Origin of the sequence: Streptomyces sp. ICC4 (assembly GCF_003287915.1) — a bacterium.
In the GTDB taxonomy this organism is placed as follows: domain Bacteria; phylum Actinomycetota; class Actinomycetes; order Streptomycetales; family Streptomycetaceae; genus Streptomyces; species Streptomyces tritrimontium.
Genome location: NZ_CP030286.1, coordinates 7,800,526 through 7,826,247, shown reverse-complemented (window position 1 = coordinate 7,826,247; position 25,722 = coordinate 7,800,526). Strand labels below are relative to the sequence as shown.

The window sequence follows — 25,722 nt, the reverse complement described above, 5'->3', positions numbered from 1 at the left end:
GCACGTGCGTCCGGAGCCGGATCCGTCAGGTCCGCAGCACCTGGAGGGCGTACAGGTCGGGGCCGCGCGCGAGCGCCCGCGGCAGCCCGGCCATGCCCGTGGAGTCGGGGAGCCGGGCGGGTCCGGCGGGACCGGAGTCCACCACCGGGGCGACGGACGGCGGCACGGGCAGGATCGCGGGGGTCACGTGTGAGAGCGGGGAACAGCCGGGCACGTCGTGCGGTGCCGCGCACAGGACCTGCCCCGCACCGGGGACGCGGACGACCTGGTGGCCGGCCGCGTGCTCCGCGGCGGGCCGCGCGCACAGGAAGGCCGCGCCGGCCAGCACCCCGAAGGCCATCAGGAGGACGGCACGCCGGAGCAGCGGACGTCCTCGACGTCCCTGCTCGGCATGCACATGGCCCCCCATGGGCGCCGATGGTAATGCTCATGACGGGCCCAAGGTCAGTGCGGGGGTGCCACGGGCTTCGCGGGGTGCGTAATCTGGCGGAAACCACCGCTGGCGATACTGGGCCGGCCCGACTGTGCCCCGGTCCCCCGGAGTGTGGTGCACAGGCCGCCTGAACTGCGAGGATGAAGCCATGGACAAGCAGCAGGAATTCGTCCTCCGGACGCTCGAGGAGCGGGACATCCGCTTCGTGCGCCTGTGGTTCACCGATGTACTGGGCTTCCTCAAGTCCGTCGCGGTCGCGCCGGCGGAGCTGGAGCAGGCCTTTGACGAGGGCATCGGGTTCGACGGCTCGGCGATCGAGGGGTTCGCGCGGGTCTACGAGTCCGACATGATCGCCAAGCCGGACCCGAGCACCTTCCAGATACTGCCGTGGCGCGCGGAGGCCCCCGGCACCGCCAGGATGTTCTGCGACATCCTGATGCCCGACGGATCCCCCTCGTACGCGGACCCCCGGTACGTCCTCAAGCGCATCCTGAACAAGACCTCGGACCTGGGCTTCACCTTCTACACCCACCCCGAGATCGAGTTCTTCCTGCTGAAGGACAAGCCGCTGGACGGCACCCGGCCCACCCCCGCGGACAATTCGGGCTACTTTGACCACACCCCGCAGAACGTCGGCATGGACTTCCGCCGCCAGGCCATCACGATGCTCGAATCCATGGGCATCTCGGTCGAGTTCAGCCACCACGAGGGCGCGCCGGGCCAGCAGGAGATCGACCTGCGCTACGCCGACGCCCTCTCGACGGCCGACAACATCATGACCTTCCGCCTGGTCATGAAGCAGGTCGCGCTGGAGCAGGGCGTCCAGGCCACCTTCATGCCGAAGCCCTTCTCGGAGTACCCGGGGTCGGGCATGCACACCCACCTCTCCCTCTTCGAGGGCGACCGCAACGCCTTCTACGAGTCGGGCGCCGAGTACCAGCTCTCCAAGGTCGGCCGCTCCTTCATCGCGGGCCTGCTCCGCCACGCGGCCGAGACGGCGGCGGTCACCAACCAGTGGGTCAACTCCTACAAGCGCATCTGGGGCGGCTCCTCGCGCACCGCCGGTTCCGGCGGCGAGGCCCCCTCGTACATCTGCTGGGGCCACAACAACCGCTCGGCCCTGATCCGCGTCCCGATGTACAAGCCGGGCAAGACGGGCTCCTCGCGCGTCGAGGTCCGCTCGATCGACTCCGGCGCCAACCCGTACCTGACGTACGCCGTCCTGCTGGCCGCCGGCCTGAAGGGCATCGAGGAGGGCTACGAACTCCCGGCGGGCGCGGACGACGACGTCTGGGCCCTCTCGGACGCCGAGCGCCGCGCGATGGGCATCGAGCCCCTCCCGCAGAACCTCGGCGAGGCCATCTCCCTGATGGAGCGCAGCGAACTGGTCGCCGAAACCCTCGGCGAGCACGTCTTCGACTTCTTCCTCCGCAACAAGAAGCAGGAGTGGGAGGAGTACCGCTCGGAGGTCACGGCCTTCGAACTCCGCAAGATGATGCCGGTGCTGTAACCGCAGGTCAGAGGCCCTTTGGGGCTTGGTTTGGGCTCAGGGCCGACGGCGTGCAGCCGTCGGCCCTGAGTCGTTACTCCGATTTACTGAAAATCGGTGCGCTGGGGCCGGGTGTGGTGCTCGATCGACGCCGCACGGGTCAGGCTCGCCCTCGGGATCGCGTGCGGAACCCTCTGCCGATCCGGACGAGGAGCGAGTGGATGAAGCCTGAGAGCAGTGCACGGGGCCGGCTCGGGCCGTTGCCCCGCCGCGGGACCCGGCCGGCCGGCGGTGTCCTCGCCCTGGTCGCCCTGGTGCTGACGGCGGGTCTGGCCACGCCCGCCGGAGCCGCGGCCGCGGGTGAGGGTCAGGGCGCGGGGGAGCGCGTGAGCGCGTCGGGCCGCGGGGGCGGCGACAGGTACACCCTGGACGGACGGTCCCCGTCGGTCTCCTCCGCGCCGTCCTGCGCTTCGGCGGCGCCGCCGTCGACGACCTGCTCGGCCGCGCCGCCGTCCTTGACGGAGTCGTTCTTCGTGCGACCTCCGAACACGTCACTGTCCTGCCCGGTCGGATACGACCGAAGCGTAGCCATTCCCCCCCTGCTGACCAGCGCCGGATCCGGCCACGGCCGCATGACCTCCGGTGGAGCCGAAACCCCCCTCGGCCCGCGCCGAGTCGGGAAGCTGTGCCACCTCGTGGAGGGTGAGGCGGCCGAGGGGGCCGGCGAGCGGCGGGGAGGATTCGAGCAGGCCCGCGGTGTAGGGGTGCCGCGGGGTGGCGAAGAGGTCCGCGACGGGCGCGGTCTCGACGATCCGGCCCGCGTACATGACGTAGATCCGGTCGCTGACGGAGGCCGCGAGCTCGATGTCGTGGGTGATGAGGAGGAGTCCGAGTCCGCGTTCCCGCTGCAGGCGTCCCAGGATGGCCAGGATCTCGGCCTGGGTGCTGACGTCGAGGGCGGTGGTCGGTTCGTCGCAGAGCAACAGCCGGGGTTCGGCCGTGAGGGCGGCCGCGATCACGACGCGCTGGAGCATTCCGCCGGAGAGCTCGTGCGGGAACTGCTCCAGGTGCCGGACGGGATCGGGCAGGCCGACCGCGTCGAGCAGTTCGGCCGCCCTGACGTTCGCCCGCGCCTTGGACCAGCCGTGGACCAGGCGCAGCGGCTCGGTGAGGAAGTCCCCGACCCGGCGCACCGGGTTGATGGCGGCCCGGGGGTCCTGGTAGATCATCGCGGCCTTGTTCGTGCGCACCTCGCGCAGGCTCGCGGGGGTGGCGCCGACCAGGTCGGTCCCGTCGACCCGGACCCGGCCGCCGGTCTCGGCGCCCTGCGGGAACAGGCCGAGGGCGGCGCGGGCGGTGACCGACTTGCCCGAGCCGGATTCGCCGACCAGGGCGACGACCTCTCCGGCGGCGACGGTGAGGCTCACCCCGCCGAGGACGGGCCGGGCCATCGCCGGGAGGGTCACGCTCAGGGCTTCGTACGAGAGCAGTGTCATCAGGAGTCCCTCCCCGCGAGCCGGTCGCCGAGGTCTTCCCCGACGACGTTGAAGGCGACGACGACCAGGACGACCGCCACGGCCGGCGCGATCGCGGACAGCGGCTGCCCCTGCAGGACGGCCGCCTGCCCCTGGTTGATCATGGCGCCCCAGTCGGGGGTGGGCGGCTGCACGCCGAGGCCGAGGAAGGACAGGGCGGCGAGGTCGAGCAGCGCGTAGCCGAAGTTCACCGTCGACTGGGCGAGCAGCGTCGGGGCGATGTTGGGCAGCAGTCTGCGGACCATGACGTACAGGGCCGAGTGGCCCTGCACCCGGTAGGCGGCGATGTAGGGGCGGGACTTCTCCTGGACGGCCAGGCCCCGGACGAGGCGCGCCGTGTAGGGCATGTACGCGATCGCCATGGCGAGTACGGGTGCCGTCATCCCCTTGCCGAACAGGGCCACCGCGAGGATCGCGAGGAGCAGGGCGGGGAAGGCGAACAGGACGTCGAGGACGCGGCCGACGGCGGTGTCGATCCAGCCGCCGCGCCAGGCGGTGAACAGGCCGACGGCGACACCGAGGGCGGTGGAGAACAGGACGACCGCGAGCGGGCCGGCCAGGCTGGTCCGGGTGCCGACGAGGAGCGCCGAGAAGGTGTCGTGGCCGCCCTGGTCGGTCCCCAGCCAGTGTGCGGCGCTCGGCCCCAGGAGGGTGTCGCCGAGGTGGCCGAAGGTCGGGTCCTGCGGGGCGATCCAGGGTCCCAGCAGGGCGATCAGCGCGAACAGGACGAGGAGGAGCAGGCAGGTCCGCTGGAGCCGGCCGCCGCCGAGGCGGCGCAGCCGGGCGAGGCGGTCGGGCCGGGTGCGCGGGGAGCGCGGAGCGGCCGTGGCCGTGTCCGTGGCTTCGGGAAGTCTGCTCATCGGGCGCTCCCCGCCGCCGTGCGCGGATCGATCAGCGGGTGGACGAGGTCCACGAGCGCGTTGACGACGACGAACGCGGCGACCACCAGCAGCACGATGGCCTGGACGACCTGGAAGTCCAGCTGGTCCACGGACTGCACGAGCAGGGAGCCCACTCCGGACATCCCGAAGGCGGTCTCCACGATCGCGGTGCTGACCAGCATGCCCGAGACCAGCAGCGCGGAGACGGTCACGATCGGTCCGAGCGCGTTGCGCAGGACGTGGCGCCGGATGACGGTGCGCCGCGGTGTGCCGCGGCTCAGCGCCACCTCCACGTGGTCGCGGCGCAGCTCGTCGAGCATGGCGGAGCGGGTCACGCGGGTCACCAGGGCGGTGAAGGTCACGGACAGGGCAGCGGCCGGGAGGACCACGTGGTGCAGCCGGTCCAGGACGCCTTCGCCGTTCCCGATGGTGGGGAACCAGCCCAGCTGGACCCCGAGCACCGACCTGAGCAGCAGGGCGGCGACGAAGGCGGGCGCGGCCGCCCCCACCGTCACGAACAGCATCAGGGAGCGGTCGGTCCGCGAGCCGCGGCGCAGGGCGCCGAGGATGCCGGAGCCGATGCCGAACACGGCGATCATCAGGCCGGAGACGCCGATCAGCAGCATGGACGAGGGCAGGCGCGACCAGATGACCGAGCCGACGTCCTGGTGGAAGAGGTAGGAGCGGCCGAAGTCGCCTTGCAGCACCCCTTCGAGCCAGTTCCAGTACCGGACGAGGAACGGCTCGTCGAAGCCGTACTGGGAGCGCAGCGCGGCGAGGTCCTCGGGGCTGGGGCTGCGTCCCTTGATCAGGAAGCTGGCCGGGTCCCCGGGCGCCAGGAACAGGGAGGAGAAGACGAGGAAGGAGGTGGCGAGCAGGGTGGCCGCCATGCCGGCCAGGCGGCGCAGCACCCGCCCGGCACGGGCGAGGGCGGCCGTCATCCCTTGGCCCCGATCTCGGCCGCCCACGGGTGGTAGAGGTAGGCGATGGAGGGCTGGACGCCGGTGATCTTCTTGCCGAGGAAGACGCTGACGGGCTGGGTGTACAGGGGCAGCCAGGGCAGTTCGCGCGTGGCGATCTTCTGGGCCTCGGCGTTGGCGGCCGCGTGCTCGGCGGGGTCCTGGGCTCCGACGGCCCGGGCGACGGCCGCGTCGAAGGCCGGGTCGGACCAGTTGCCGTAGTTGCTGAACGCGCCGGTCTCCAGCGAGGCGAACATGTCCAGCGGGTCGGTGATGGACGTGTACCAGAAGGTGAGGAAGAGGTCGATGCCCTCGCGGGCCGCCGGGTCGGTGAACAGGGTCGTGTACTTCTCCGCCGACAGGGAGTCGATCTGGGGCTTCAGGCCGATGGCCGTGGCCGCCTGTGCGACGGCCTGGGTGATGATGGTCGTCTGGGAGTCCAGTGGGCTCGTCGCGATCACTATCTTCTGGCCGTTGACTCCGGCCTCGGCGGCGAGCGCCTTGGCCTTGGCCGGGTCGTACGGGTACTTCGGCAGGTCCTTGGCGAGCGCTTCGCGGGTCCCGGCGGGCGCGTCGGCCCAGAGGTTGTCGGTGACGAGCGAGTCGGAGACCTCGCCGACCCCGCCGGCGCCGGCCTTGACGATGCCCTCGCGGTCGATGGCCATCAGCAGGGCCTGGCGGACCCGGGGGTCACCGAGGGGGCCGTCGAGGTTGCTGACCACCTCGTCGGCGACGGTGGTGTTGCGGCCGAAGTAGAGCTTTCCGGCCTGGGTGGAGGCCAGTTGGGCGTAGGCGTTCGGCGGGACCATCCAGCCGCCGTCGACCTCGCCGCTCTGGAAGGCGTTGACGCGGGTGGTGGCGTCGGCGAGGAAGACGAACTTCACCTCGCCGGACTTGGCCTTCCGCTCCTGGTTCCAGTAGCCGTCGAACCGCTTGAGCGTGAGGGACTGGCCGGAGGTCCAGGAGCCGAAGGAGAAGGGGCCGGTGCAGTTCACGCCGGTCTGCGGATTGCCGTAGTCCTTGCCGGACTTGGCCAGGGTGGCGGCGGACTCCACGGTGCCGGGGCCGGCGGCCAGGTACTTGTTGAAGGTGGAGTCGGGCTTGGCCAGGGTGACGGTGACTTCCATCGGGCCGGTCTTGTCGATGGCCCGCACGTTCTTGTACTGGTTGGCCCAGACGCTGGCCGTCTCGGGGTCGAGGTTGCGGCTCAGGGAGGCGACGACGTCGTCCGCGGTGAGCGCGGTCCCGTCGTGGAACCGCACGCCGGGGCGGATCTGGTAGACCCAGCTGGTGGGCGTGGGGTTGGTGTACGAGGCCGCGAGGCCCGGCGAGGTCGTCAGGTCGGGGTTCCAGCGCAGCAGGCTCTCGCAGACGTTGGAGAGGATCTGGTTGGGCGGGAAGTCGAACGAGTAGGCGTAGTCGATGGTGGTCGGCTCCGCGTAGACGGACCAGGTGAAGGAGGCCAGGTCTCCGGCGGCGGCGGGCGTCTTGTCCGTGAGCCGGTAGGCGGCGGCCTGGTCCTTGTCGGGGCGGGCGGCGGTGCTGCACGCGCCGGTGAGGAGCACGGCGGCCGCGGCGAGGCCCGCGGTCACGGTGTGGCGGATGCGGCCGCGGACGCCGCGGTGCAGCGGGGATCCCGATCGGGCTGATGACATCGTCTGGCTCCCTGAGGGATGAGCTCGGTGGGGTGGGTGGCGCCCGGCCGGTGGCGGGCCGGCCGGTTGGTGCTCAGGCGGTTGATGCTCAGGCGGTTGGCGCTCAGGCGGTTGGCGCTCAGGCGGCTGCTGCTCAGTCGGTGGCGGCGAAGACGAGCTCGCCGTCGATGTACGTGCGCAGCACGCGGGTGTCCGCGATCTCCAGCGGGGGATGCGCGAAGGGGTCCCGGTCGAGGACCACGAGGTCCGCGCACTTGCCGACCTCGACGGTGCCGGTGACCTCGTCGAGGTGGTTCACCCACGCGCTGCCGGCCGTGTAGGCGGTGAGCGCCTGGGAGAGGGTCAGTGCCTGCTCGGGGAAGAAGGGCGGCATCGGTTCGAACGTCCCGGCCGAGTTGGGGGCCTCGTCGGGTACGGAGCGGTTGACGGCGACGTGGATGCCCCACAGGGGGTTGGGGCTGCTGACCGACCAGTCGCTGCCCGCGACGAGGCGGGCCCCGGCGCGCAGGAGGTCGCCGAACGGGTACTGGAGCCGGGCCCGTTCCGGTCCGAGGAAGGGGATCGTGAGCTCGTCCATCTGCGGTTCGTGGGCGGCCCACAGCGCCTGGATGTTGGCGGCCGCGTCCAGGCTCGCGAAGCGCTTGACGTCGTCGGGGTGGACGATCTGCAGGTGCGCGAGGTGGTGGCGGTTGTCGTTGGCGCCGTTGGCCTCGCGGGCCTCGGCGAGGGCGTCGAGCACCTCGCGTACGGCCCGGTCGCCGAGCGCGTGGAAGTGGATCTGGAAGCCGGAGCGGTCGAGCAGGGACACCGCCGCGGTGAGCACCTGCGGGTCGATGAAGCTGAGCCCGGAGTTGCCGGTGGCGCAGCCGCAGCCGTCGAGGTAGGGCTCCAGCAGGCCCGCCGTGAAGTTCTCGGCGATACCGTCCTGCATGATCTTCACGCTGGTGGCGTTGAAGCGGCCGACCCGGCCGCCGAGGCGGCGCTCCTCCAGTTCGGGTATCTGCTCCAGGCCGCGTTCGCGGTCCCACCACAGGGCGCCGACGACGCGTGCGCGCAAGGAGCCCTCGCGTGCGGCGCGCAGGTAGACCCCGTAGTTGTCGGGATTGCCGGGGAAGGCGCCGATCATGGCGTCCTGCCAGCTGGTCACGCCGAGGGAGAACAGGTGCTCCTGCGCGGCCAGCAGGCCGGCGAGCGCCTCGTCCGGCGTCGCGATGGGGACGTGGCGCGCCACCAGCTCGACGGCGCCCTCCTGGAGGGTGCCGGCCGGGCTGCCGTCGGCCTCGCGCTCGATCCGGCCGTCGGCCGGGTCGGGGGTGGCGGCGTCGACGCCGGCGACTTCGAGCGCCCGGGTGTTGACCCAGGCCCCGTGGCCGTCCCGGTTGGTGAGCAGGACGGGCCGGTCCGGGACCACCGCGTCGAGCATGGCGCGGGTCGGCGTACCCCCGGGGAAGACGTCCATCGACCAGCCGCCGCCGCGGATCCAGGCCGCGTCGGGGTGGGCCGCGGCGAACGCGGCGACCACCGCGAGGTAGCCGTCGATGGTGCGCTCGTCGCTCAGGTCGCAGCCGAGCATCTGTACGCCGGCCACCGCGGGGTGGACGTGGGCGTCCTGGAATCCGGGGACGAGCAGGCCGCCCGCGAGGTCGACGACCTCGGTGCCGGCGTCCGCGAGGGAGCGGACGGTGGCCGCGTCGGCGACGGCGGTGATCCGGCCGTCCGTGACGGCGACGGCGGCGTCGATCGGGGTGGGTGAGGTCCCGGTGAAGACCCGCCCTCCCACGAAAACGGTGTCGGCCCGCTGGCTGGTCTTGCCCATCGACGCATCCTCCGGCTCGGCGGGAGATACCCGCACGGCTTGTTCGTTGAGGAGGAGTGAACGGGAGCGCAACAATGTTGTCAACGGTGTTGCGCTGGCTCTGTTCCAAATCGATACACTGGCCGCACCATGCCGAAGCCATCCGACACACCCGCCCGGTCCAAGCGCGCGGGCAGCCAGCTCACACCCGACGCGATCATCGAAGCGAGCCTGCGCATCGCGGCCCGCGGAAGCGCCGACGCCTTCACCGTCAGGCGTCTCGGCGAGGAGCTCGGCGCCGACCCGACCGCGATCTACCGGCACTTCCGCGACAAGGACGAGCTGCTCCTGTCCGTCGCCGACCGCACGCTCGGAGAGGTGCTCGACAGCATCCCCGAGGGCCTCGACTGGAAGGACCGGCTGCGGGCGCTCGCCGACGGCTCCCTCGAAGTCGCGCTCAGGTATCCGGTGGTCGGCTCGACCATGGCCAGCCGGACCACCCGCAGGCCCAACGAGTTCCGCGTCGTCGAGCTGATCCTCGGCGCGGTGACCGAGGCCGGGCTCGAAGGGGCCGAAGCCGCCGTCCACTACCGGATGGTCGGCGACTCCCTCCTCGCCTACGTCGGCCAGCGCGCCGCCTACCTGCTGTTCGACCCGGACGTACGGGCGGCCGACGAGTCCTCCTGGAGCCGCGAGTACCGGCTCGTCGACCCCGCGGGGTTCCCCCACATCACCCGGCTGAGCGGCCAGTTGGCCGAGGTGACGGACGAGGAGATCTTCCGGGCCAGGGTCGAGGCGCTGATCAACGCGATCGAGACCCGGGCCGAAACGCTGCGGGGCGGCGCGTAGACCGCCCCGCCCGGCCCGCACCGCCCCGCCGCCCTGCTCGCCGAAGCAGCCCAGCAGAGGGAGCTGGGCAGCGCCACCTCTATCAGCGAAGTCCTCGTCTGGCGGCTTCGGCACCTTGCGCAGCTACCCGCCGACCCCGTCACCGCGCCCTCCGGCATCGCGCGCACCGGCAGCGTCCAGGCCCCGCCGTCTTACCCGCCGCCGGTCCCGCCGCCGAGCCCGCCGCCGAGCCCGCCGCCGAGCCCGCCGCCGAGCCTTCGGCCAACCCCTCCGCCACCCGCGACCCCGAGCAGGCGCGCCTCGCCGATCCGCGGACCGCCGCCTTCGCGGAGCGCGCCGCGTTCGGCGAGTTCGTACGCCGCTTCCCGACCGCGCTCTGCTCCGCGCGCGACGCCGCCGAGGCGGGCCGGCTCCTCGACGCCTGGGGCGAGGCCCTGTGGCAGGCCGCCGTGAACAGGGCGCAAGGGCGCCGCCCCGGCGGAGACCTGGCGGCCGGAGACGACCGCCCGCTGTACTGGACCCGACTGCGGATGACCGTACAACTGGCGGACTGGAAGCCGGGGTTCCCCGTCGACCGGTCGGCCCTGCGGTCCCGTTTCGAGGACGCCTCGCGGGGTCTGACAGCCAACGACTTCCGCGGCACCCCGGGCGTGCGGCGCCTGTTCGTCAGCGGATTCGACCCCTTCGGCCTCGACACCGAACTGCGCCGGGCCAACCCCTCCGGCTCCGCCGTCCTCCAGCTCAACGGACGCCGCCTCACGCTCGCCGACGGCACCCCCGTGGAGATCCGGGCCGTGGTCCTGCCCGTGCGCTACGCCGACTTCGACGCCGGGATCGTGGAGCGCGCGTACGGTCCCCGTCTCGCGGCGGGTCCGCGTGCCGCCGACATGATCACCAGCATCAGCCAGGGCTACCCCGGGATCTTCACGCTGGAGGCGTGGGCGGGGCGCGCCCGGTCGGCCGACCCGTACCCGGACAACGCCGACGCACTCTCGGGGGGCACGTACGCGCACCCCGTCACGGCGCCGGGTCTCGGCCCGGGAGCGGAATTCCTGCGGACCACCCTCCCCACCGACGCCATGACCGCCGTCCAGAGCCCGTACCCGGTGCTGCTGAACACCGAAGTCAGCGAGATCCCCGCAGGTCAGGACAGCCCCGTGGACCGCACGGACGGGCCCACCCCCGGCTCCCGCGCCGTTGCGGGCGGAGGCGGCGGCTACCTCTCCAACGAGGTCGCCTACCGCTCCAACCGGCTCCGGACCGAACTGAGCCCCCGGCTGCCCGGCGGCCACCTGCACACGCCCGTGCTCACGGGTCTGCCCACCGACCCGAACCAGCTGACCGGCGCGGCGTTCGAGCAGAACGAGAGCGCGATCGCCGCGGAGGTACGGGAGGTGCTACTGCATTCCGCCCCAGCCGCTCCGTGAGCCGCCGTGCGGCAACCCGTACCCGAGCCGTGCGCGCTGCATCCTGAGCGGGCAGGGTCGTGTCACGGGTGTGGCGTGCGCCCCGCAGGGAATCTTCTGGTGGAGGTCAGCGCCACGAAGGAAGGCCATGGGAACCCAGACGTTCACCATTCCCCCGGTGCGCACCGGCTTTCGCTGGCGCATCAACCCGCACCACTCCGCCGAGATGGACGCCGGCGCGAACGCGTGGGCCTTCGGGCTGTTCAGCGACGACCCGCGCGTGCCGGCGCCGGTGCCGACCGACAACTACACGACGTGGGCGGCGCTGTGCTTCCCCGACGTGGATCCCGACCTGCTGACCCGTTGGTGCCGCTTCAACGCGCTGTACACGGTCATGGAGAACAAGCAAGAGGCCCTGTACGGGACGAGCGGCGCCGGCAGCGCCGAACGGCTGTGGGAACGCACGGTCACACTGCTCTTCCGGCAGTCGCACGCCGACGACGTGTTCACCGCAGGTGACTGGGGCGACGGACTGCCCCGGTACAACCTGACGGCGGCCATGACGATCGCCGAGAAGCTCCCGGAATCGCTGGCCCGGTACTTCCTGCGGCGCATCGCGTACATGGCGCAGGCGCAGTACCGGGAGGACCACGCGATCCGGTCGCCCCGCATGGGGTGGGGAGAGTACCTGGAGTACCGGCACGTCAACTTCGGTGTCCCGCTGTTCACCGCGACCATCCCCGCGCTGCTGGAGCGAAACCTTTCCGCGGACGAATGGGAATCGACCGAGCGGGGCCAACTCGACCGGCTGACGGCGCATCACTGCTGCCTCGTCAACGACCTGTACTCGTTCCGGAAGGAGTGGAACGACAGGAACGGGAAGAAGGCGCACGTCCAGGCCGTCTCGGTGCTGCAACACGCCTACGGCCTGGGCATTCAGGAAGCCCTGGACAGACTCGTCGGGACGATCGAGGAGACGGAACGGCAGTACGTCGCGCTCCGCTCGCGCTGGGCCCTGACACCGGAAGCCGACGAGTACTGCGACCGCCTGGAGGACATCAGCGCGGGGAACCTGCGCTACCACCAGACCTCGCCCCGATTCCATGGGGGCGGTTTCGAGGGCGTGTTCACAGGTGGGGAACTGCGGGTGACCGGAGGGCGATCGGGACGACCGTAGCCGTCGACTCTCGCCGTGGCCGCGCCGCGCGCCTCGCCGTCCCGTCCCGTCCCGTCACGAGGCCGTCCCCCGGCGGGCCGCGTGCCAGGCTTCGGCGAACAGTTCGTGCGGCGGGACCGGGGACAGCAGGCGCAGGAACGGCAGCTCCGGCTCCGAACGTCCGACGGTGACCCCGTGGGGGCCGAGCTTGACGGTTTCCAGGGGCAGATGCGGGGCTTTGAGGTCGGTCCACGGGCCGGGAACGAAAGCCGTCCGGCCGGCGCGGGCCCGGCGCCCGGTCTCCACCGCGCCCGCGTCCACCAGTTCCGCCTGCGCCGCCTTGTGCCGGGCCGCCGTCCAGCCGTTCCAGCGGCGCACGTTCTGGTCGGTGGGCCGGGCCAGCGCCAGCAGTTGGAGGTACAGGGCGGCCGCGTCGGCGCCCGCCCCGAGGACGGCGCCCACCTCGGCCACCAGCTCCGGAACGCTGAGGGCCGGGTTGAGCTCGTGGCCGCCGGGCAGGACCGGGGTGTCGGCGGCGCGGGCGAACATCCGGTCCGGAGCCCCGCCGCGGACCGCCTGGATCCGGCGGATCCCTGCCAGCAGCTCGGGCAGGTCCAGGGTCGCGCACAGTCGCTCGGCCCGCTCGGCCCTGGCGGGTTCGGCGAGGGCGGCCGGCCGCAGGAACACGTCGCGGCCGGGCACCGACACCACGAACAGCCCGTCGTCGTGGGCCGTGGAGACCACGGTGTCCTCGCGGTACAGGGGCCGGGGGCAGGGCAGCACGGTGCCCTCGTACGGGGTGAAGGCGGGGTCTCCTGGTACGGCCCGGCCCAGGGCGTGGTGCCGGCCGAGCGGGATGAGGGTCCGCGGGTCGTCCATCCGGGCCCGCAGGGCCGTGTGCACCGAGGCGGCCGCGGCGGCCGCCGGATGGCCGGCCGGGCGTTCGGTCAGTGCCCAGGCGACGACGGACGCCGGGGCCGCGCGCACGGGGTGCTGCACGAAGACCGGACGCCCGGCGCTGCCGTCGGCCTCGGCGTGGTGGAGGCAGAGCCCGCCGTTCACGGCGCCGACCAGGATGCCGCCGGCCGCGGGCACGCTCCGGCCGGCGGCTTCCGGGCCGCCCGTCAGGGCGCGGGCCCAGCCGGAGCCCAGCCCGAGATCGGCTTCCAGGGCGGCGGCGAGGTCCTCGTCGACGTACTCCGTGGCGCCGAGGAGCCCTGCCCACGCGTCGGCCATCCGCTCGGCGGCCGCGGTCATCCCGTCCGGCTCCCACAGTTCGGAGGGCTCCTGCGGGACGCCCGCGGCGAGCACCGCCCGGCAGCCGCCGTCGCCGAGACGGTGGCGCAGCCCGTCGTACTCCCGGGCCATCGCCTTGTTCGCCTTGTACGGGGCCGCCCTCAGCGTCTTGAGGTGCTCGTCGTGGTCGGCGCGGTGCGGCAGACCGCCGAGCACCAGGGTGGCGATCGCCCGCCGGACGCCCGTACGCCGTGCGAAGGCCTCCACCGCCTCGGACGGCAGGGCGAGGGGCCCGCGCCGGGCCAACAGGTCCAGCAGCAGGGGCAGTCGCCCCGCGTCGTCCCGGTCGACGGTGCGGACCGCGTCGTCCGCAGGGGCGTCGGCCGCGGGGTTGTCGTTCGTAGCGGCGTCGTTCCCAGGGGCGTCGTTCGTAGCGGCGTCGGCCGCGTCGTCGGCGGGCCGCACGGCGGGAGTGCCTGCGTGACCGCCGGCCCCGGTGCGCCAGCGCCCGCCGCGTGCGGCGAACGGCTGGTCGGCCCAGGTCTCCAGCAGGGCGGTGAGGGCCGTGCGGTCCTCGTCGGAGGTGGTGCGGACGGCGGTGCGCCACGCCACCGCGTCGATGGAGCCGATCAGCGCGGTCCATGGCGCCGGGGTCGCCGGCAGGGCCAGCTGCCTGGTCTCTTCGTCGATCTCGCCGCGAAGGTGGCGCCCCTCGGCCGCGACGGCGGTCAGGGTCGCGGGGTGCGCTCCCGGTAGGTAGGAGCCGTACGGCCGGATCTGCGGCAGCAGTCCGCCCAGCGCGGGGGCGAGCGCGGTGTCCGGGATCGCGCGGCGCAGTACGACCGCCGGGCCCGCGCGCATGATGCCGACGCGGCGGGAGAGCTCCTCGCGGCGCCGCAGGACGTCGGCGGCGAGCCGCGCGGCCCGTACGACGCCGTCCACCACCCTGGGTTCGGACACCCCGGGCAACAGCCGGGCGACGCGGTCCCGGAGGGTGTCGTCGTCCCGGAGGGTGTCGTCGTCCCGGCGGGCTTCGTGGTCGCCGGTCCGGACGGCGGCGTCGAGGATGGCCCGTACGGTATCGCCCCCGAGCACGCGCAGGGCCGCGGAGGAGGCCGCGTGGCGCGGGGTGAGGAAGTGCCAGAAGGCGGGCGGCGGGAACGGGCCCACGCCGTGGCCCGAGGGGCGGCCCCGCCGCGCGGCGTCCGGGCCGGGGAAGCCGCCGGCCTCCCAGAGCAGCGAGTTGTCCTCCGCGGCGTGGCAGCGGATGGCCGTCTCACCCGCCAGGACGGCGTCCTCGCCTCCCTGCGGCAGGCGGATGATGCCCCAGGGCCGGCGGCCCGGGCGTCCGCTGCGGTAGCGGGCGCGACGGCCGTCAACGCCTTCGAGCAGGAACTCGGTCGGTGAGGGGCCCGCGTACGGGGTCCGGTGCAGCACCCGGCAGCCGGTGAGCTCGCCGTCCTGGCCCAGGAGGGATGCGGGGGCGTCCGGCGGGAGGGCGGCGAGCGTCAGCTGGTCCCCGAAGAAGGCCGTGCCCGGGGGCAGATCGGCGGAGCCGTGGAACTCGGGCAGGGTGTGGTCGGCGGCTCGGTCCCCCGTCACGGGGTCCACCCGCGCCCAGCCCTTGCATCCGGAGAAGACCTCGGAGCTCCAGAAGCGCGTGCCGTCGCTCATCTGGAAGTCGTGGTGGTGGATGCCCTCCCGGCCGCCGGGGCGCAGGACGCGCTCCCCGTCGTGGCGGCCGCTGCCGTCCCGGGTCTCGAACTGGTAGCCCAGGCCGCCCTGGATGCTGCCGCCGTACGGTCGCAGACCGTAGGTCCGGGCGGGTACGAAGACCTCCTCGGGGCGGTCGGACCAGAAGGCCAGGGATCCGAAGGCGTGGGCGGGGTCGGTGGACCAGCTGACCAGGAACTGCCCTCCCGCGTAGTGGACGACGTGGTGCGCGGCGTCCTCGGGCAGGGTGAACCCGGCGGTGGCACGGACGGAGCCGGGGGCGACCGCCACGGCCTTCGAGCGGCCGTAGACGGTCAGGACGGGCCAGGTGCAGGTGACCCCGGCGACCTCCTCTGGCGCCAGCGCGGCGCGTGCCTCCTCCAGGGCGGGCCAGCACAGTTCCTCGGGGAGGCCGCCGCGCAGCGCACGGGCGAGCGGGCCGGCCGGGGCGAGGGCGGCGAGGGCCTCCTCGATGCCGTCCAGGGCGGTGGCCGTGGGCCGGTCCAGCAGGCCGGCCAACTCCTCCACGGCCTCGTCGGCAGCGGCGAGGCCGCCGCCCGCCAGGGCTCCGAGCAGGCTCTCGACGCGGGCGTGCACCTCGGTGGCGATGCCCGGGTTCTCCGGGAGCCGGGTGATGGCGGTGCCGCCGCCGCGCAGGCCGGCGTGCACGGTGCCCTCCAGCCGGGGCCCGAACACCGGGTCCGCGGCGAGGGCCTTGAGGTCGCGGCGCGAGCCGTCGCCCCAGAAGCTCAGCCGGACGCTCTCGCCGGGGTCGACGACGGCGATGCCCTCGGCGAGGCATACGTCGAGGAGGTCCGCGTCGAGCCCGGGCCAGCGCCAGCGGTCCTCGTGCAGGGTGACCGGGGTGTCGGCGGCGCGCAGCCGGGGCGCGAACCGGGTGACCAGGTCGAACAGTTCCTCCGGCATCGGCTGTCGGGCCACGCCGCCGTAGGGCACCCGGTGGTGGGAGTACGCGCGGGTGTAGCGGGCCAGCCAGGCGGCGGGGCCGCCCTCCGGCGTGATGCGGCCGGCGGCGGCCGCGTCGGCGGCGCCGGAGCGCAGCAGGACGCGCAGCCAGGCGGCCGCGTCGTTCCTCGACTCGGGGAAGACGTCGAGGAGGGCGGCGAGGACGTCGTCGTCCTGCGGGTGGTCGGCGAGGAGGGCGGCGACCGCGTCGAGCAGCGTGTCCGGTACCGCCTTCCCGCGTGCGGCGCCGACCGTGCGCGCCAGCACACGGGCTTCTTCGGAGCCGTCCAGGCCCGCGGCGCGCGCCGAGGCTCGGATCCGGCGGGCCAGGTCGGCGGGGAGCTCGCCGGGCGAGGCCGCCCACGCGGCGAGGACCCGTACGAACTCCTCGTGCGCGGCGATCGGCTCCGACTCGGCGGCCAACCAGGTCTGGTGTCCGCTCAACTCCTTGACGGGGAGGGCTCCGGAGCGGGCGAGGAGCAGGACGTTCCGCCGCCGCCAAGCCGGGTCCACGGGCAGGTCGTGCTCCCGTTCCGCCGTGCGGGCCAGGGTGTAGGCCCGTCCCGCGGTCCGCGTGTCCCAGGCGGCGAGCCGGTGGGCCACCGTGTCCCAGTACCAGGGCAGATGGGCCGGGGGGAGCGGGCGGGCGAGGCCGGACAGCTCGTCCAGTGCGCGGCCTGCCTTCGGGTACGCGCGGGAGATCCGGTCGCGTACGTCGGCGAGCAGGCCGCGCGCGGCGTCCTCCGCGCCCTGGTCGTGGGCGCGGGCCCAATCCGCGTAGGCCTCGGAGTGGCTGGGGTCCGACGGGAGCGGGACGGCATGGTTCATGATCCGATCCTGACACGCCCCGCTGACACCGCCGCCACCCCCTCCGCGCGGTCCCGGCCGCCGCACACTCGCCGCAGCCCCCGCCCCCGTCCGGGCGGGGGCTGTTGCGTTGCCCGTGTCAGCGGCCGGCTGCGTGCTCCACGAACCCGGCCCATGCGCTCGGCGCGAAGGCGAGGTGGGGCTGGCGGATGTCCTTGGAGTCGCGGACGTGGACGGTGGCGGGGGTGGTGGCCACCTCGACGCAGTCGTCGCCCTCGCTGCTGCTGCTGTAGCTGCTCTTGAACCAGTCCAGCTCAGGGTGGTGGATCATGTTTCTCCCAGCAGTTGCTCGATGAAAGTCCGTGACTCTTGGGGCGTAAGCGCCTGAGCTCGGATGATGCCATAGCGCAGCTCAAGGATTCGGAGCTTCCTCGGGTCGGAAACCGGGCGTCCGTGGAAGGCACCTTCGGAGCGCCCGACGCCCGAGCCGTCATCGAACTTGAGGAGCTCGATGAGGCCGCCCATCCCGGCGTGGTCCTCACGGTCGGTCGGCATCACCTGCAACTCGACCTGCTGCAATTGGCATACCTCCAGCAGACGTTGGAGCTGTCGCCGCAGGACCATTGTGCCCCCGATCCTGCGGCGGAGAGTCACCTCTTCCTGGATGAAGCTGAGTGTGGGAGCCGGGGAGCGATCGAAGACCGACCGGCGTGCCATTCGTGCGGCCAGGTTCCGGTCCAGCTCGTCCGGCGGGTAGGCGGGGCGTCGCATCCCGAAGAGCGCCGACGCGTACTCCTCGGTTTGGAGGAGCCCGTTGATGTTGTGGTTGTTGTAGGTGTTGATCTCGACGGCCCGCGCCTCCAACTTCTTCAGGTCCCGCACCTTCTTCGGGTAGCGGACCGTCTCCATGTCCGCCTTCATCGCGGCGATCTTCCCGCCCGCCCGCAGCGCCTCGTCCGCCTTGTCCAGGTACTCCGGGCGCGGGATCCGTTTGCCCGCCTCGACCTTGCGGACCTGGTCCTCTCCGTAGCCGATCGCCGTGCCGAGGTCGGCGGCACGGATGCCCGCCTGCTCGCGCCAGGTCTTGAGCTGGCGGCCGAGCGCGGCCAGTACCGCCACGCCCTGTTCGTCCTCGGGATCGACGTCCCAGCCCGCGTCTTCCGTACCGTCACTGTCCACGCTCATGCGTGCCCACTTCCGACGAGCCGATGTTCTCAGCGCCCCGTACCCGTCGGGTGGTGCCGGACAGCCCGGACAGGGCTGGACAAGCGCCGGACAAACCCGGGACGTACGAGCGGTGCGGCTTCTCACGCTACGCACGGACGGACACGCTGAGTGACGTGATGACTCAACTCGTCGACTTCCACGTCCAGCTGTCCGCCACCCCGCGCGGCGCCCGGCTGGGCCGCATGCTCGCCGTCGAACAACTCCGCTCCTGGGGGCTTCCTCTGGACGGCCCCGCGCAGATCGTCGCCGAGCTCGGTGCGAATGCCGTGACCCACGGGCGGGTCCCGGGGCGGGACTTCCGGCTGGCTCTCACCGTCACCCCCGGCAGGCTGCTCATCGAGGTGGCGGACGCGCGGAGCGACCGGATCCCGGAGATCCGCGACGCGGGGCGCGGGCTCGTGGTGGTCGAGGCGCTCGCGGAGCGGTGGGGGGTGAGGGAAGGGCCGGTTCCGCTCAAGGTGGTGTGGGCGGAGGTCCGCCTCGACACCCGGGCCGCGGGTCTCCGCGATCCGGTGGCGCCGGACGCATAAAGACCCAAAGAACCGGGGGAAAAAACCAACCGACCCAACCCAACCGGCCCGCGTCCAGCCCGCTCGCGGGCCTCGTCGCTCGGTCGGGTGAACTATGCCAACTCGGCTGGATTCCAGACCGGTTGCCGGGCATATGCTCGCCCCGACGACAACAGCAGACATGAGACGGCCCCCGGCGGGAGTGCAATCCCGGTCGAGGGCCTGACCAAGCAGGAAGCGTAGACCTTCCCCATGGCTCTTGAGCAGCCTAGCGCGCCCTCGCGCGCATCGTCCCGAGTTCGGCCCGGGACCCCCCGATCCGGTGTCATCCACGTCAACACGTGGCACGCGACTCACTACACCGTGATCGGCAATCACCTCCTCCAGCACCGCGAGCTGTCGGCGACGGCGATCGGGGTCGCGGCGCACATCCAGTCGCTGCCCGACGGTGCGCCCGTCGGCGTGAAGGCGCTCGCCGAGCGGTTCCCGGAGGGGGAGATCCGGCTCGGGTCCGCCCTGCGGGAGCTGGAACGGCACGGCTACCTGGAACGGCGCCGCGAGCGGCTGGAGGGTGGCCGCGTGGTGACGCGGACGTACTCGTACAACAAGCCCGGTGCGGCCCTGGGCGGCCCGCCCCCGTCCCGGCCGTCCCGGCCTCCGCTGCCGGACGGGGAGCCCGTAGCGCCGGACGGGGAGCCCGTACCGGATCCCGTGGGGGAGCCGGAGCCCGAGCCCGAGCCGGTCGTGGAGCCCGTACCCGAGTCGGAGGCGGCCGCACCCGAGCCGGTCGTCGGGCCCGCACCCGAGCCGGTCGTCGGGCCCGCACCCGAGTCGTGGTCGGCCCCTACGCCAGGGCCGGAGCCGGCCCCGGCGTCCGAGCCGGAGTCGGCCCCCGCCCCGGAGCCGGAGGCCGGCACGCCGGAGGCCATCGCGTTGCTGGCCGGACTGCGGCGCCGTGACCCCCGGCTGCTGCTGTCCGAGCGGGATGTCACGCGGCTCGCGCCCGGGGTGTCGGACTGGCTGGTACGGGGGGTGGAACCCGAGTTCATCGAGCGGGCGCTGTCAGCCGGTCTGCCCGAGCCCCTGCGCAACGCGGCATCCGTGCTCGCGTACCGGCTCGCGGCCCTGCTCCCGCCGCCCCTGCCCCCGGTCCCGGTCCGGGTGGCGGCCGCCGGGGCGGTCGGCCGGCGCCCGGACCCGCTCCAGAACTGCGACGGCTGCGACCGGGCCTTCCGCGCCCCGGCCCCCGGCCGCTGCCGCGCCTGCCCGTCCCCGCCGGCCGAGGTGCGAGCCGTCGCCTGAGTTCCGGGGAGGCCGCGTGGAGCATCCGTGAAAAGGGGCTCCGGGGGGTGGCCAGGAGCAGTTACCCGTAAGTAGATTACCGGCGGTAACGCTCCGTCCGACCGAGGAGGCACGCCGTGACAGCCGAATCGAGCCCGGTGAGGGTCGCCAAGCCCGTCGAGCCCGGCAAGACCGTGATCGACGGACGGGTCCGCGAGGTGTGGGTGCCCGCCCTGGTGGCGCCCCCACAGCGGGGCTCCCTCGGGGACATCCCCTTCGACAACGCCCGCGAGGCCCCGCACGAGCCCGTCCTCGCCCGCAAGGACCGCGAAGGCACCTGGCGGGACGTCACGGCGGCCGAGTTCGCCGCCGAGGTGCTCGCTGTCGCGAAGGGGCTGATCGCCGAGGGGCTGCGGCCGGGCGACCGGCTCGCCATCATGGCGAGGACGACGTACGAGTGGACGCTGCTGGACTTCGCGGGCTGGGCGGCCGGGCTGGTCACCGTCCCGGTCTACCCGACCTCCTCCGCGATCCAGACGCGCTGGATCATCCAGGACTCGGGTGCGGTGGCCTGCGCGGTGGAGGACACCGCGCAGGCCAGGATCATCAGTGCGGAACGCGGCAACCTGCCCTGGCTGAGGCACCTGTGGGAGTTCGACACCGGCGCGGTCGCCCGGCTGGTCACGGCCGGCCGGCACGTGCCGGACGAGGTCGTGCGCGACCGGCTGGCCGGGTGCGCCCCGGAGTCGGTCGCGACCCTGATCTACACCTCCGGGACCACCGGGCAGCCCAAGGGGTGCGTGCTGACGCACGCCAACTTCTTCGCCGAGGTGGACAATGCGGTGGAGCTGCTGCACCCCGTCTTCAAGTCGGTCAGCAAGGAGCCGGCCTCGACCCTGCTCTTCCTGCCGCTGTCGCACGTCTTCGGGCGGATGGTGGCCGTCGGGTGCCTGCGGGCGCGGGTGAAGCTGGGGCACGCGCCGAGCATCCGGAGCGAGGACCTGCTCGCGGACCTGGCCGGCTTCAGGCCGACCTTCCTGCTGGCGATCCCGTACGTCCTGGAGAAGGTCTACAACACCGCGCGTGCGACGGCCGAGACGATGGGGCGCGCCTCCTCCTTCGACCGGGCCGCCAAGATCGCGCGGGCCTTCGGCGAGGTCGTCGAGGGCAAGAAGCCGGGCCTGGGACTGCGGGTGGCGCGGGCGGTGTACGACCCGCTCGTCTACCGGCGCATCCGGGCGGCCCTGGGCGGACGGGTCCGCTACATCCTGAGCGGCGGCTCCCCGCTCGGGCGGCGGCTCGCCGCCTTCTACACGGGCGCGGGCATCGAGGTCTTCGAGGGCTACGGGCTCACGGAGACGACGGCGGCCGCGACCCTCACCCCGCCGCTGCGGCCGAGGCTGGGGACGGTGGGGTGGCCGCTGCCGGGGACGGCGGTGCGGATCGCGGACGACGGCGAGGTGCTGTTGCGCGGGCCGCACGTGTTCGCGGGGTACTGGAACGGCCCGCCGGCGGGCGGCGGCCAGTGGCTGGCCACGGGGGACATCGGCGAACTCGACGCCGACGGATACCTGACGATCACGGGGCGCAAGAAGGACCTGATCATCACCTCGGGAGGCAAGAACGTGGCCCCGGCCCCGCTGGAGGACTGGCTGCGGGCGCACCCGCTGGTCGGCCAGTGCATGGTCGTCGGGGACAACCGGCCGTACGTGACCGCGCTGATCACCCTGGAGCCGGAGGGGCTGCAGCATTGGCGGCAGATGCGCAAGAAGCAGCGGGTGCCGATCGGGGAGCTGGTCGAGGACGAGGAACTGCGCGCGGACCTCCAGCGGGCGGTGGACGACGCGAACCGGCTGGTGTCGAGGGCGGAGTCGATCCGGCGGTTCGCGGTGCTGACGGGCGACTTCACGGAGGAGCGGGGGCACCTGACGCCGTCGCTGAAGCTCCGGCGGGGCGTGATCGCCCGGGACCACGAGCGGGAGATCGAGGCGCTGTACCGGCAGAAACGATGACCCGGGGTGCGGTGGTGTAACGACCACCGGCCGGCGGTAGGCATGGGCCACGACGGCTTCTAGCCCCGGGGGGCTGCGCACCATGCGAAACCTTTGGGTCAGGTGTGGTCTGTGGGTGAAGTTCGCCGTCTTCGGGGTGCTGGCGGGCACGGCCGGGCTCGTCGCGGGGGTGTGGCTGCCGGCGGGGCAGGCGGGGGTGGTGGGTGCCGCCGTCCTCGCCCTGTGCGGCGGAGCCGCGGCCAGGAACGAATCCGCGCTCAGTGACAGGCGCCAGGAGCGGGAGCGCGCGGCGGCGGGCCTCCTGACGAAGGACGCGCACGGCGGCCTTCCCCGCGTCCGGGAGGTCCAGGATCCGGTGCTGGTCGGGATCCATCCGTACCAGCACGAAGACGGAGACCTTCCGGAAAGCCGCTGGAACACCCCTCCGTACATCCCCAGGGACATCGAGGCGGACCTGCACGCGGCGGTGGAGAGCGGAGGCTTCGTCCTCCTCGTGGGGGAATCGACCGCCGGGAAGACGAGATCGGCTTTCGAGGCAGTACGGCTGCTCGCACCGGACCACTTCCTGCTGAGCCCCCGGAACCGGGACGGGATCTCCAGCGTGCTCGTCGCTCTGAGGATCCGCAGGCGGTATCTGGTCTGGCTCGACGATCTGGAGCGGTTCCTCGGCCCCGGAGGGCTCACTGCTTCCGCTCTGGGCCGGATCCTGGAGAGCGGATCGACGGTCGTGGCCACGGTGCGGACCCCGGAGTACGACCGCTTCGGCGATCACGCCGAAGCGGTCGTCGACCGGAGCGACCACGAAGTCTGGCGCGACGGCCGCGACGTGGTCCGCCGGGCGAAGAAGATCCGCATCCCGCGCCGGTGGTCGCCGGCCGAGCGCGAAAGGGCCCAGTCCTACAGGAACGACCGCCGCATCAACCGTGCGCTGAGCGCTTCGGAGGCGTTCGGAGTGGCCGAGGTCCTGGCCGCCGGTCCGGAGCTCCTCGAGGCGTGGCAGAACGCCTGGTCCCCAGGTGCCCATCCGCGCGGGGCGGCCCTCGTCCTGGCCGCGGTGGACGTGCGTCGCGCCGGCATGCACGAAGCGGTGCCCGTGTCCCTCCTGGAGCGGCTGCACGAGATCCACCTGCGGAACAGAGGGGGATCCCCCCTGCGGCCGGAGGCGCTGGAGGACGCGCTCGCATGGGCTCTGCGGCCCCTGGGCCACACGGGCGCCAGCATGCTGGTCGGCGAACCGGCGACGGGACTCCGGGCCTTCGACTACTTCCTGGACACCCTCGACCTGGAAGTGGTTCCCGACGAGTCGTGGGACCTGATCCTGGCGGCCGCCCGGCCCCGTGACGCGCTCGACATGGGCATGGTCTCGCTGCTCGAGTCCCGTCACGACCGGGCGGAAAGGGCCTTCGGGGTGGCGGCGGGGGCCGGACTGGCGGCGGCGGACGTGGCCAAAGCGGTGATCATGGGGAAGACCGGCCGCATCGATCAAGCGGTGGTCGAGCTGCGGTCCATCTGGGAATCCCGTAGGTCGTCCCTCGGCAGGGAGCACGCGGACACCCTGGACGCCCATGCCGAGCTGGCGTACCTGACGCTGAAACAAGGGCGCGCGGCAGAAGCCCTGGAACTGATGCGCGAGCTGCTGCCCCTGCGCGAGGCCCGCCTGGGCACGGATCATCCCGACACGCTCGACACGCACCTGCAGATCGCCAACGCCATCGGCAGGCTGGGGCGCCCGGCGGACGCCGCGGAGCGGTGCCGCTCCCTCCTGGGGAGGTTCCAGAGGGAGCTGGGGCCCGACCACATAGACACCCTGGACGTCGAAGCCAGAACGGCCACGTGGACCGGAAAATCAGGCCGGTACTCCGAGGCGTTCGATCTCGCGGAGGAAGTGGTGCGGCGCCGCACCGCGGTGCTGGGCGCGGACCATGCCGACACCCTCTACGCGCGGGGGCGGGCCGTCGCCTGGCTGTCGGCCATGGAGCTCCACGAAGCGGCTCTGGAACGCGCGCGGGGGCTCCTGGAGGACCGGGAGAGGGTGCTGGGCTCCGACCACCTGCACACGCTCCACACGCGTCGGCAAGTCGCCCGCCTGGTGGCCCGCGTGGAAGGCTTCGACCGGGCCCTGACCGTGTGGCGCGAAACGCTGGACGAGCACGTCCGGATCCTCGGACCGGAGCACCCGCTGACCCGGAAGGTCATCGGCCTCTCGGGGTTCCGGGCGGAGGGGCCCTGGGGACCGCTGGGAGGGGCCCCCGGGCGGAGGGCCGCCGCTTGTACTGGACGTACTTCGGTGGTCCGACAACGCGGCGAGGTGCCGTGCCGGGCGCCGCGACCCGGTGAACCTTTCCGGTCACAGCACTAGCGCCAGACCCCGCCCGCGGACCCGCCGTTCGTGGGCGGGTATCCGGGCATCGCCGGCGCCGGCGGGCGGCCGGGCGACGCGGGCAGCGGGGGGAGGGCGCTCTCGTACAGCCACGCCGAGAACAGGTCGTCCAGCGGCTCGGCCGCGTAGCGGGCCGCGTGGGCGGTGAAGCCGGCGGTGGTCACCACTCCGTGGCGGTGCACGGCGGCCCAGTCGCGCAGCATCCGGAAGAACGCTCCGTCACCCAGGGCGCAGCGGATCGCGTGCACGGCGAGGCCGCCGCGCTGGTACAGCCGGTCGTCGAACATCAGCTTGCGGCCCGGGTCCGCCAGCCGCAGGTCCTGCGGCTGCGAGGCGAGCAGCCGGTGCGCCGCGGCGGCCAGCTCGTGCGCGCCGCGGCCGCCGGAGCGCTCCGACCAGAGCCATTCGGCGTACTTGGCGAAGCCCTCGTTGAGCCAGATGTGCCGCCAGTCCGCGATGGTCACGCTGTTGCCGAACCACTGGTGCGCCAGCTCGTGGGCGACCAGGCGCTCCGAGCCGCGCGCTCCGTCCACGTGGTTGGCGCCGAACAGGGAGAGGCCCTGGGCCTCCACCGGGACGTCCAGCTCCTCGTCGGCGACGACGACGGCGTACTCCCCGAAGGGATAGGGCCCGAACAGCTCCTCGAACAGCCGCATCATGGCGGGCTGCCGGGCGAAGTCGCGGGAGAACCGCGACAGCAGGTGCGCCGGGACGTGGGCGCTCTGCGGCACGCCGCCGAGCCCGGGGTCCCCGAGGAGCACCGTCTGGTACATGCCGATGGACAGCCCGACCAGGTAGCTGGAGGTCGGCGCGGACTGCTCGTAGACCCAGGTGGTCGTGCTGGCCCCGGTCGTCCTGGTGAGCAGGCGGCCGCCGGCCACGACCGTGTAGGCGGACGGCGTGTTGATCGAGAGGTGGTACGAGGCCTTGTCGGCGGGCCGGTCGTTGCAGGGGTACCAGGAGGGTGCGCCGACCGGCTGGCTGGCCACGAGCGCCCCGTCGGTCAGCTCCTCCCAGCCGAGGCCGCCCCAGGGGCTGCGCACCGGCTTGGGGTTGCCCGCCCAGTGCACCTCCACGGTGAAGGCGGCGCCGGCGGGCAGCGGCTTGGCCGGCCGGATGCGGAGCTTGCCGCTCCGGTGGGTGTAGTGCGGGGCCCGGCCGTTCACCAGGATCCGGCCCACTTTGAACTCGGCGAGGTTCAGGTCGAACTCGGCGAGCGCGGCCCGCCCGGCGATGGCGCTGAGCCGGGCCGTCCCGGCCAGCCGGTTGGGGCCCGGGCGGTATTCCAGAGCGAGTTCGTACCGGTGCACGCGGTAACGGTGGTCGCCGTTGGCCGGAAAGTACGGGTCCGATGCCGCTGTCTTCTGGCCGCTCACTGCCGCTTCCGCTCCCTGCGCTGTGCGTGTTGGTACGACGTGCCGACGCCGCCCTCG

General features: G+C 73.0%; 19 protein-coding genes and 2 pseudogenes. 9 read left to right on the top strand and 12 right to left on the bottom strand.

Annotated elements, in window-relative coordinates; all coding sequences use genetic code 11:
- Window positions 1-25 precede the first annotated feature (25 nt).
- Entirely contained in the window at window positions 26-409 is a 384-nt protein-coding gene (locus tag DRB89_RS45340; RefSeq protein ID WP_162688878.1) for a hypothetical protein, read from the bottom strand.
- 172 nt (window positions 410-581) lie between these two features.
- On the opposite strand from DRB89_RS45340, the gene glnA reads away from it, so the two are divergent.
- Window positions 582-1,943, top strand: coding sequence for a type I glutamate--ammonia ligase (glnA, locus tag DRB89_RS36740; protein WP_112452462.1), 1,362 nt, complete (start codon window positions 582-584; stop codon window positions 1,941-1,943).
- 346 nt (window positions 1,944-2,289) lie between these two features.
- Here the strand turns inward: glnA and DRB89_RS43945 are convergent, their stop codons facing one another.
- The 6 genes from DRB89_RS43945 to DRB89_RS36710 form a co-directional block, all read right to left on the bottom strand.
- Window positions 2,290-2,472 carry a hypothetical protein gene (locus DRB89_RS43945; protein ID WP_204358172.1) on the bottom strand — a complete coding sequence of 61 codons (183 nt, stop codon included), beginning with the start codon at window positions 2,470-2,472 and terminating at the stop codon, window positions 2,290-2,292.
- Between the two features lies 1 nt (window position 2,473).
- Window positions 2,474-3,418, bottom strand: a complete 945-nt coding sequence (locus DRB89_RS36730) for an ABC transporter ATP-binding protein (RefSeq protein ID WP_112463615.1) — start codon at window positions 3,416-3,418, stop codon at window positions 2,474-2,476.
- A complete protein-coding gene (locus DRB89_RS36725) occupies window positions 3,418-4,317 on the bottom strand; it encodes an ABC transporter permease (protein WP_112451849.1) in 900 nt (299 codons plus the stop codon). Before DRB89_RS36725 ends, DRB89_RS36730 begins: the two co-directional genes overlap by 1 nt.
- Window positions 4,314-5,279, bottom strand: coding sequence for an ABC transporter permease (locus DRB89_RS36720; protein ID WP_112451850.1), 966 nt, complete (start codon window positions 5,277-5,279; stop codon window positions 4,314-4,316). The genes DRB89_RS36725 and DRB89_RS36720 overlap by 4 nt, the downstream gene beginning before the upstream one ends.
- On the bottom strand, window positions 5,276-6,952 hold the full coding sequence (locus tag DRB89_RS36715) for an ABC transporter substrate-binding protein (RefSeq protein WP_239516540.1): 1,677 nt from the start codon (window positions 6,950-6,952) through the stop codon (window positions 5,276-5,278). Before DRB89_RS36715 ends, DRB89_RS36720 begins: the two co-directional genes overlap by 4 nt.
- 133 nt (window positions 6,953-7,085) lie before the next feature.
- The gene (locus tag DRB89_RS36710) at window positions 7,086-8,768 is read right to left on the bottom strand and encodes an amidohydrolase (protein WP_112451851.1); all 1,683 of its coding nucleotides are present in this window, start codon (window positions 8,766-8,768) and stop codon (window positions 7,086-7,088) included.
- Between the two features lie 129 nt (window positions 8,769-8,897).
- On the opposite strand from DRB89_RS36710, the pseudogene DRB89_RS46135 reads away from it, so the two are divergent.
- Both DRB89_RS46135 and DRB89_RS46130 read left to right on the top strand, forming a co-directional pair.
- A pseudogene (locus tag DRB89_RS46135) lies at window positions 8,898-9,089 on the top strand (helix-turn-helix domain-containing protein); the annotation flags it as partial.
- Window positions 9,090-9,125: 36 nt separating this feature from the next.
- Window positions 9,126-9,740: pseudogene (locus DRB89_RS46130) on the top strand (TetR/AcrR family transcriptional regulator C-terminal domain-containing protein); the annotation flags it as partial.
- A 47-nt stretch (window positions 9,741-9,787) separates the two neighbouring features.
- On the opposite strand, the gene DRB89_RS43405 reads toward DRB89_RS46130, so the two are convergent.
- Window positions 9,788-10,060 (bottom strand): hypothetical protein, encoded by a 273-nt coding sequence (locus tag DRB89_RS43405; protein ID WP_162688877.1) that lies wholly within the window; start codon window positions 10,058-10,060, stop codon window positions 9,788-9,790.
- On the opposite strand from DRB89_RS43405, the gene DRB89_RS36700 reads away from it, so the two are divergent.
- Both DRB89_RS36700 and DRB89_RS36695 read left to right on the top strand, forming a co-directional pair.
- On the top strand, window positions 10,046-11,023 hold the full coding sequence (locus DRB89_RS36700; RefSeq protein WP_162688876.1) for a pyroglutamyl peptidase: 978 nt from the start codon (window positions 10,046-10,048) through the stop codon (window positions 11,021-11,023). The two genes, DRB89_RS43405 and DRB89_RS36700, sit on opposite strands and share 15 nt — an antisense overlap.
- A gap of 127 nt (window positions 11,024-11,150) precedes the next feature.
- Window positions 11,151-12,179: a terpene synthase family protein gene (locus DRB89_RS36695; protein WP_112452362.1), complete on the top strand. Its 1,029-nt coding sequence runs from the start codon at window positions 11,151-11,153 to the stop codon at window positions 12,177-12,179.
- 54 nt (window positions 12,180-12,233) lie between these two features.
- Here the strand turns inward: DRB89_RS36695 and DRB89_RS36690 are convergent, their stop codons facing one another.
- From DRB89_RS36690 to DRB89_RS36680, 3 genes are all read right to left on the bottom strand, one after another.
- Window positions 12,234-16,901: a hypothetical protein gene (locus tag DRB89_RS36690; protein ID WP_112463613.1), complete on the bottom strand. Its 4,668-nt coding sequence runs from the start codon at window positions 16,899-16,901 to the stop codon at window positions 12,234-12,236.
- A gap of 118 nt (window positions 16,902-17,019) precedes the next feature.
- Window positions 17,020-17,211: a DUF397 domain-containing protein gene (locus DRB89_RS36685; protein ID WP_112447503.1), complete on the bottom strand. Its 192-nt coding sequence runs from the start codon at window positions 17,209-17,211 to the stop codon at window positions 17,020-17,022.
- A complete protein-coding gene (locus DRB89_RS36680) occupies window positions 17,208-18,065 on the bottom strand; it encodes a helix-turn-helix transcriptional regulator (RefSeq protein ID WP_112447501.1) in 858 nt (285 codons plus the stop codon). The genes DRB89_RS36685 and DRB89_RS36680 overlap by 4 nt, the downstream gene beginning before the upstream one ends.
- A gap of 158 nt (window positions 18,066-18,223) precedes the next feature.
- Here DRB89_RS36680 and DRB89_RS36675 point away from each other — a divergent pair, with 158 nt between their 5' ends.
- From DRB89_RS36675 to DRB89_RS36660, 4 genes are all read left to right on the top strand, one after another.
- Window positions 18,224-18,637, top strand: coding sequence for an ATP-binding protein (locus tag DRB89_RS36675; protein ID WP_112447498.1), 414 nt, complete (start codon window positions 18,224-18,226; stop codon window positions 18,635-18,637).
- Window positions 18,638-18,979: 342 nt separating this feature from the next.
- The gene (locus DRB89_RS36670) at window positions 18,980-19,918 is read left to right on the top strand and encodes a helix-turn-helix domain-containing protein (protein ID WP_239516538.1); all 939 of its coding nucleotides are present in this window, start codon (window positions 18,980-18,982) and stop codon (window positions 19,916-19,918) included.
- Window positions 19,919-20,055: 137 nt separating this feature from the next.
- Window positions 20,056-21,909, top strand: coding sequence for an AMP-dependent synthetase/ligase (locus tag DRB89_RS36665; RefSeq protein ID WP_239516913.1), 1,854 nt, complete (start codon window positions 20,056-20,058; stop codon window positions 21,907-21,909).
- 115 nt (window positions 21,910-22,024) lie between these two features.
- Window positions 22,025-24,268, top strand: coding sequence for a tetratricopeptide repeat protein (locus DRB89_RS36660; protein ID WP_112463612.1), 2,244 nt, complete (start codon window positions 22,025-22,027; stop codon window positions 24,266-24,268).
- Here DRB89_RS36660 and DRB89_RS36655 read toward each other — a convergent pair.
- On the bottom strand, window positions 24,265-25,665 hold the full coding sequence (locus tag DRB89_RS36655) for a M1 family metallopeptidase (protein ID WP_112452341.1): 1,401 nt from the start codon (window positions 25,663-25,665) through the stop codon (window positions 24,265-24,267). The two genes, DRB89_RS36660 and DRB89_RS36655, sit on opposite strands and share 4 nt — an antisense overlap.
- Window positions 25,666-25,722 lie beyond the last annotated feature (57 nt).

Coding starts and splice junctions, on each gene's coding strand:
- DRB89_RS36715 (WP_239516540.1), bottom strand. CDS start 6,952: ATGTCATCAGCCCGATCGGGATCCCCGCTGCACCGCGGCGTCCGCGGC.
- DRB89_RS36720 (WP_112451850.1), bottom strand. CDS start 5,279: ATGACGGCCGCCCTCGCCCGTGCCGGGCGGGTGCTGCGCCGCCTGGCC.
- DRB89_RS36695 (WP_112452362.1), top strand. CDS start 11,151: ATGGGAACCCAGACGTTCACCATTCCCCCGGTGCGCACCGGCTTTCGC.
- DRB89_RS36675 (WP_112447498.1), top strand. CDS start 18,224: ATGACTCAACTCGTCGACTTCCACGTCCAGCTGTCCGCCACCCCGCGC.
- DRB89_RS45340 (WP_162688878.1), bottom strand. CDS start 409: ATGGGGGGCCATGTGCATGCCGAGCAGGGACGTCGAGGACGTCCGCTG.
- glnA (WP_112452462.1), top strand. CDS start 582: ATGGACAAGCAGCAGGAATTCGTCCTCCGGACGCTCGAGGAGCGGGAC.
- DRB89_RS36710 (WP_112451851.1), bottom strand. CDS start 8,768: ATGGGCAAGACCAGCCAGCGGGCCGACACCGTTTTCGTGGGAGGGCGG.
- DRB89_RS36680 (WP_112447501.1), bottom strand. CDS start 18,065: ATGAGCGTGGACAGTGACGGTACGGAAGACGCGGGCTGGGACGTCGAT.
- DRB89_RS36690 (WP_112463613.1), bottom strand. CDS start 16,901: ATGAACCATGCCGTCCCGCTCCCGTCGGACCCCAGCCACTCCGAGGCC.
- DRB89_RS36725 (WP_112451849.1), bottom strand. CDS start 4,317: ATGAGCAGACTTCCCGAAGCCACGGACACGGCCACGGCCGCTCCGCGC.
- DRB89_RS36685 (WP_112447503.1), bottom strand. CDS start 17,211: ATGATCCACCACCCTGAGCTGGACTGGTTCAAGAGCAGCTACAGCAGC.
- DRB89_RS36730 (WP_112463615.1), bottom strand. CDS start 3,418: ATGACACTGCTCTCGTACGAAGCCCTGAGCGTGACCCTCCCGGCGATG.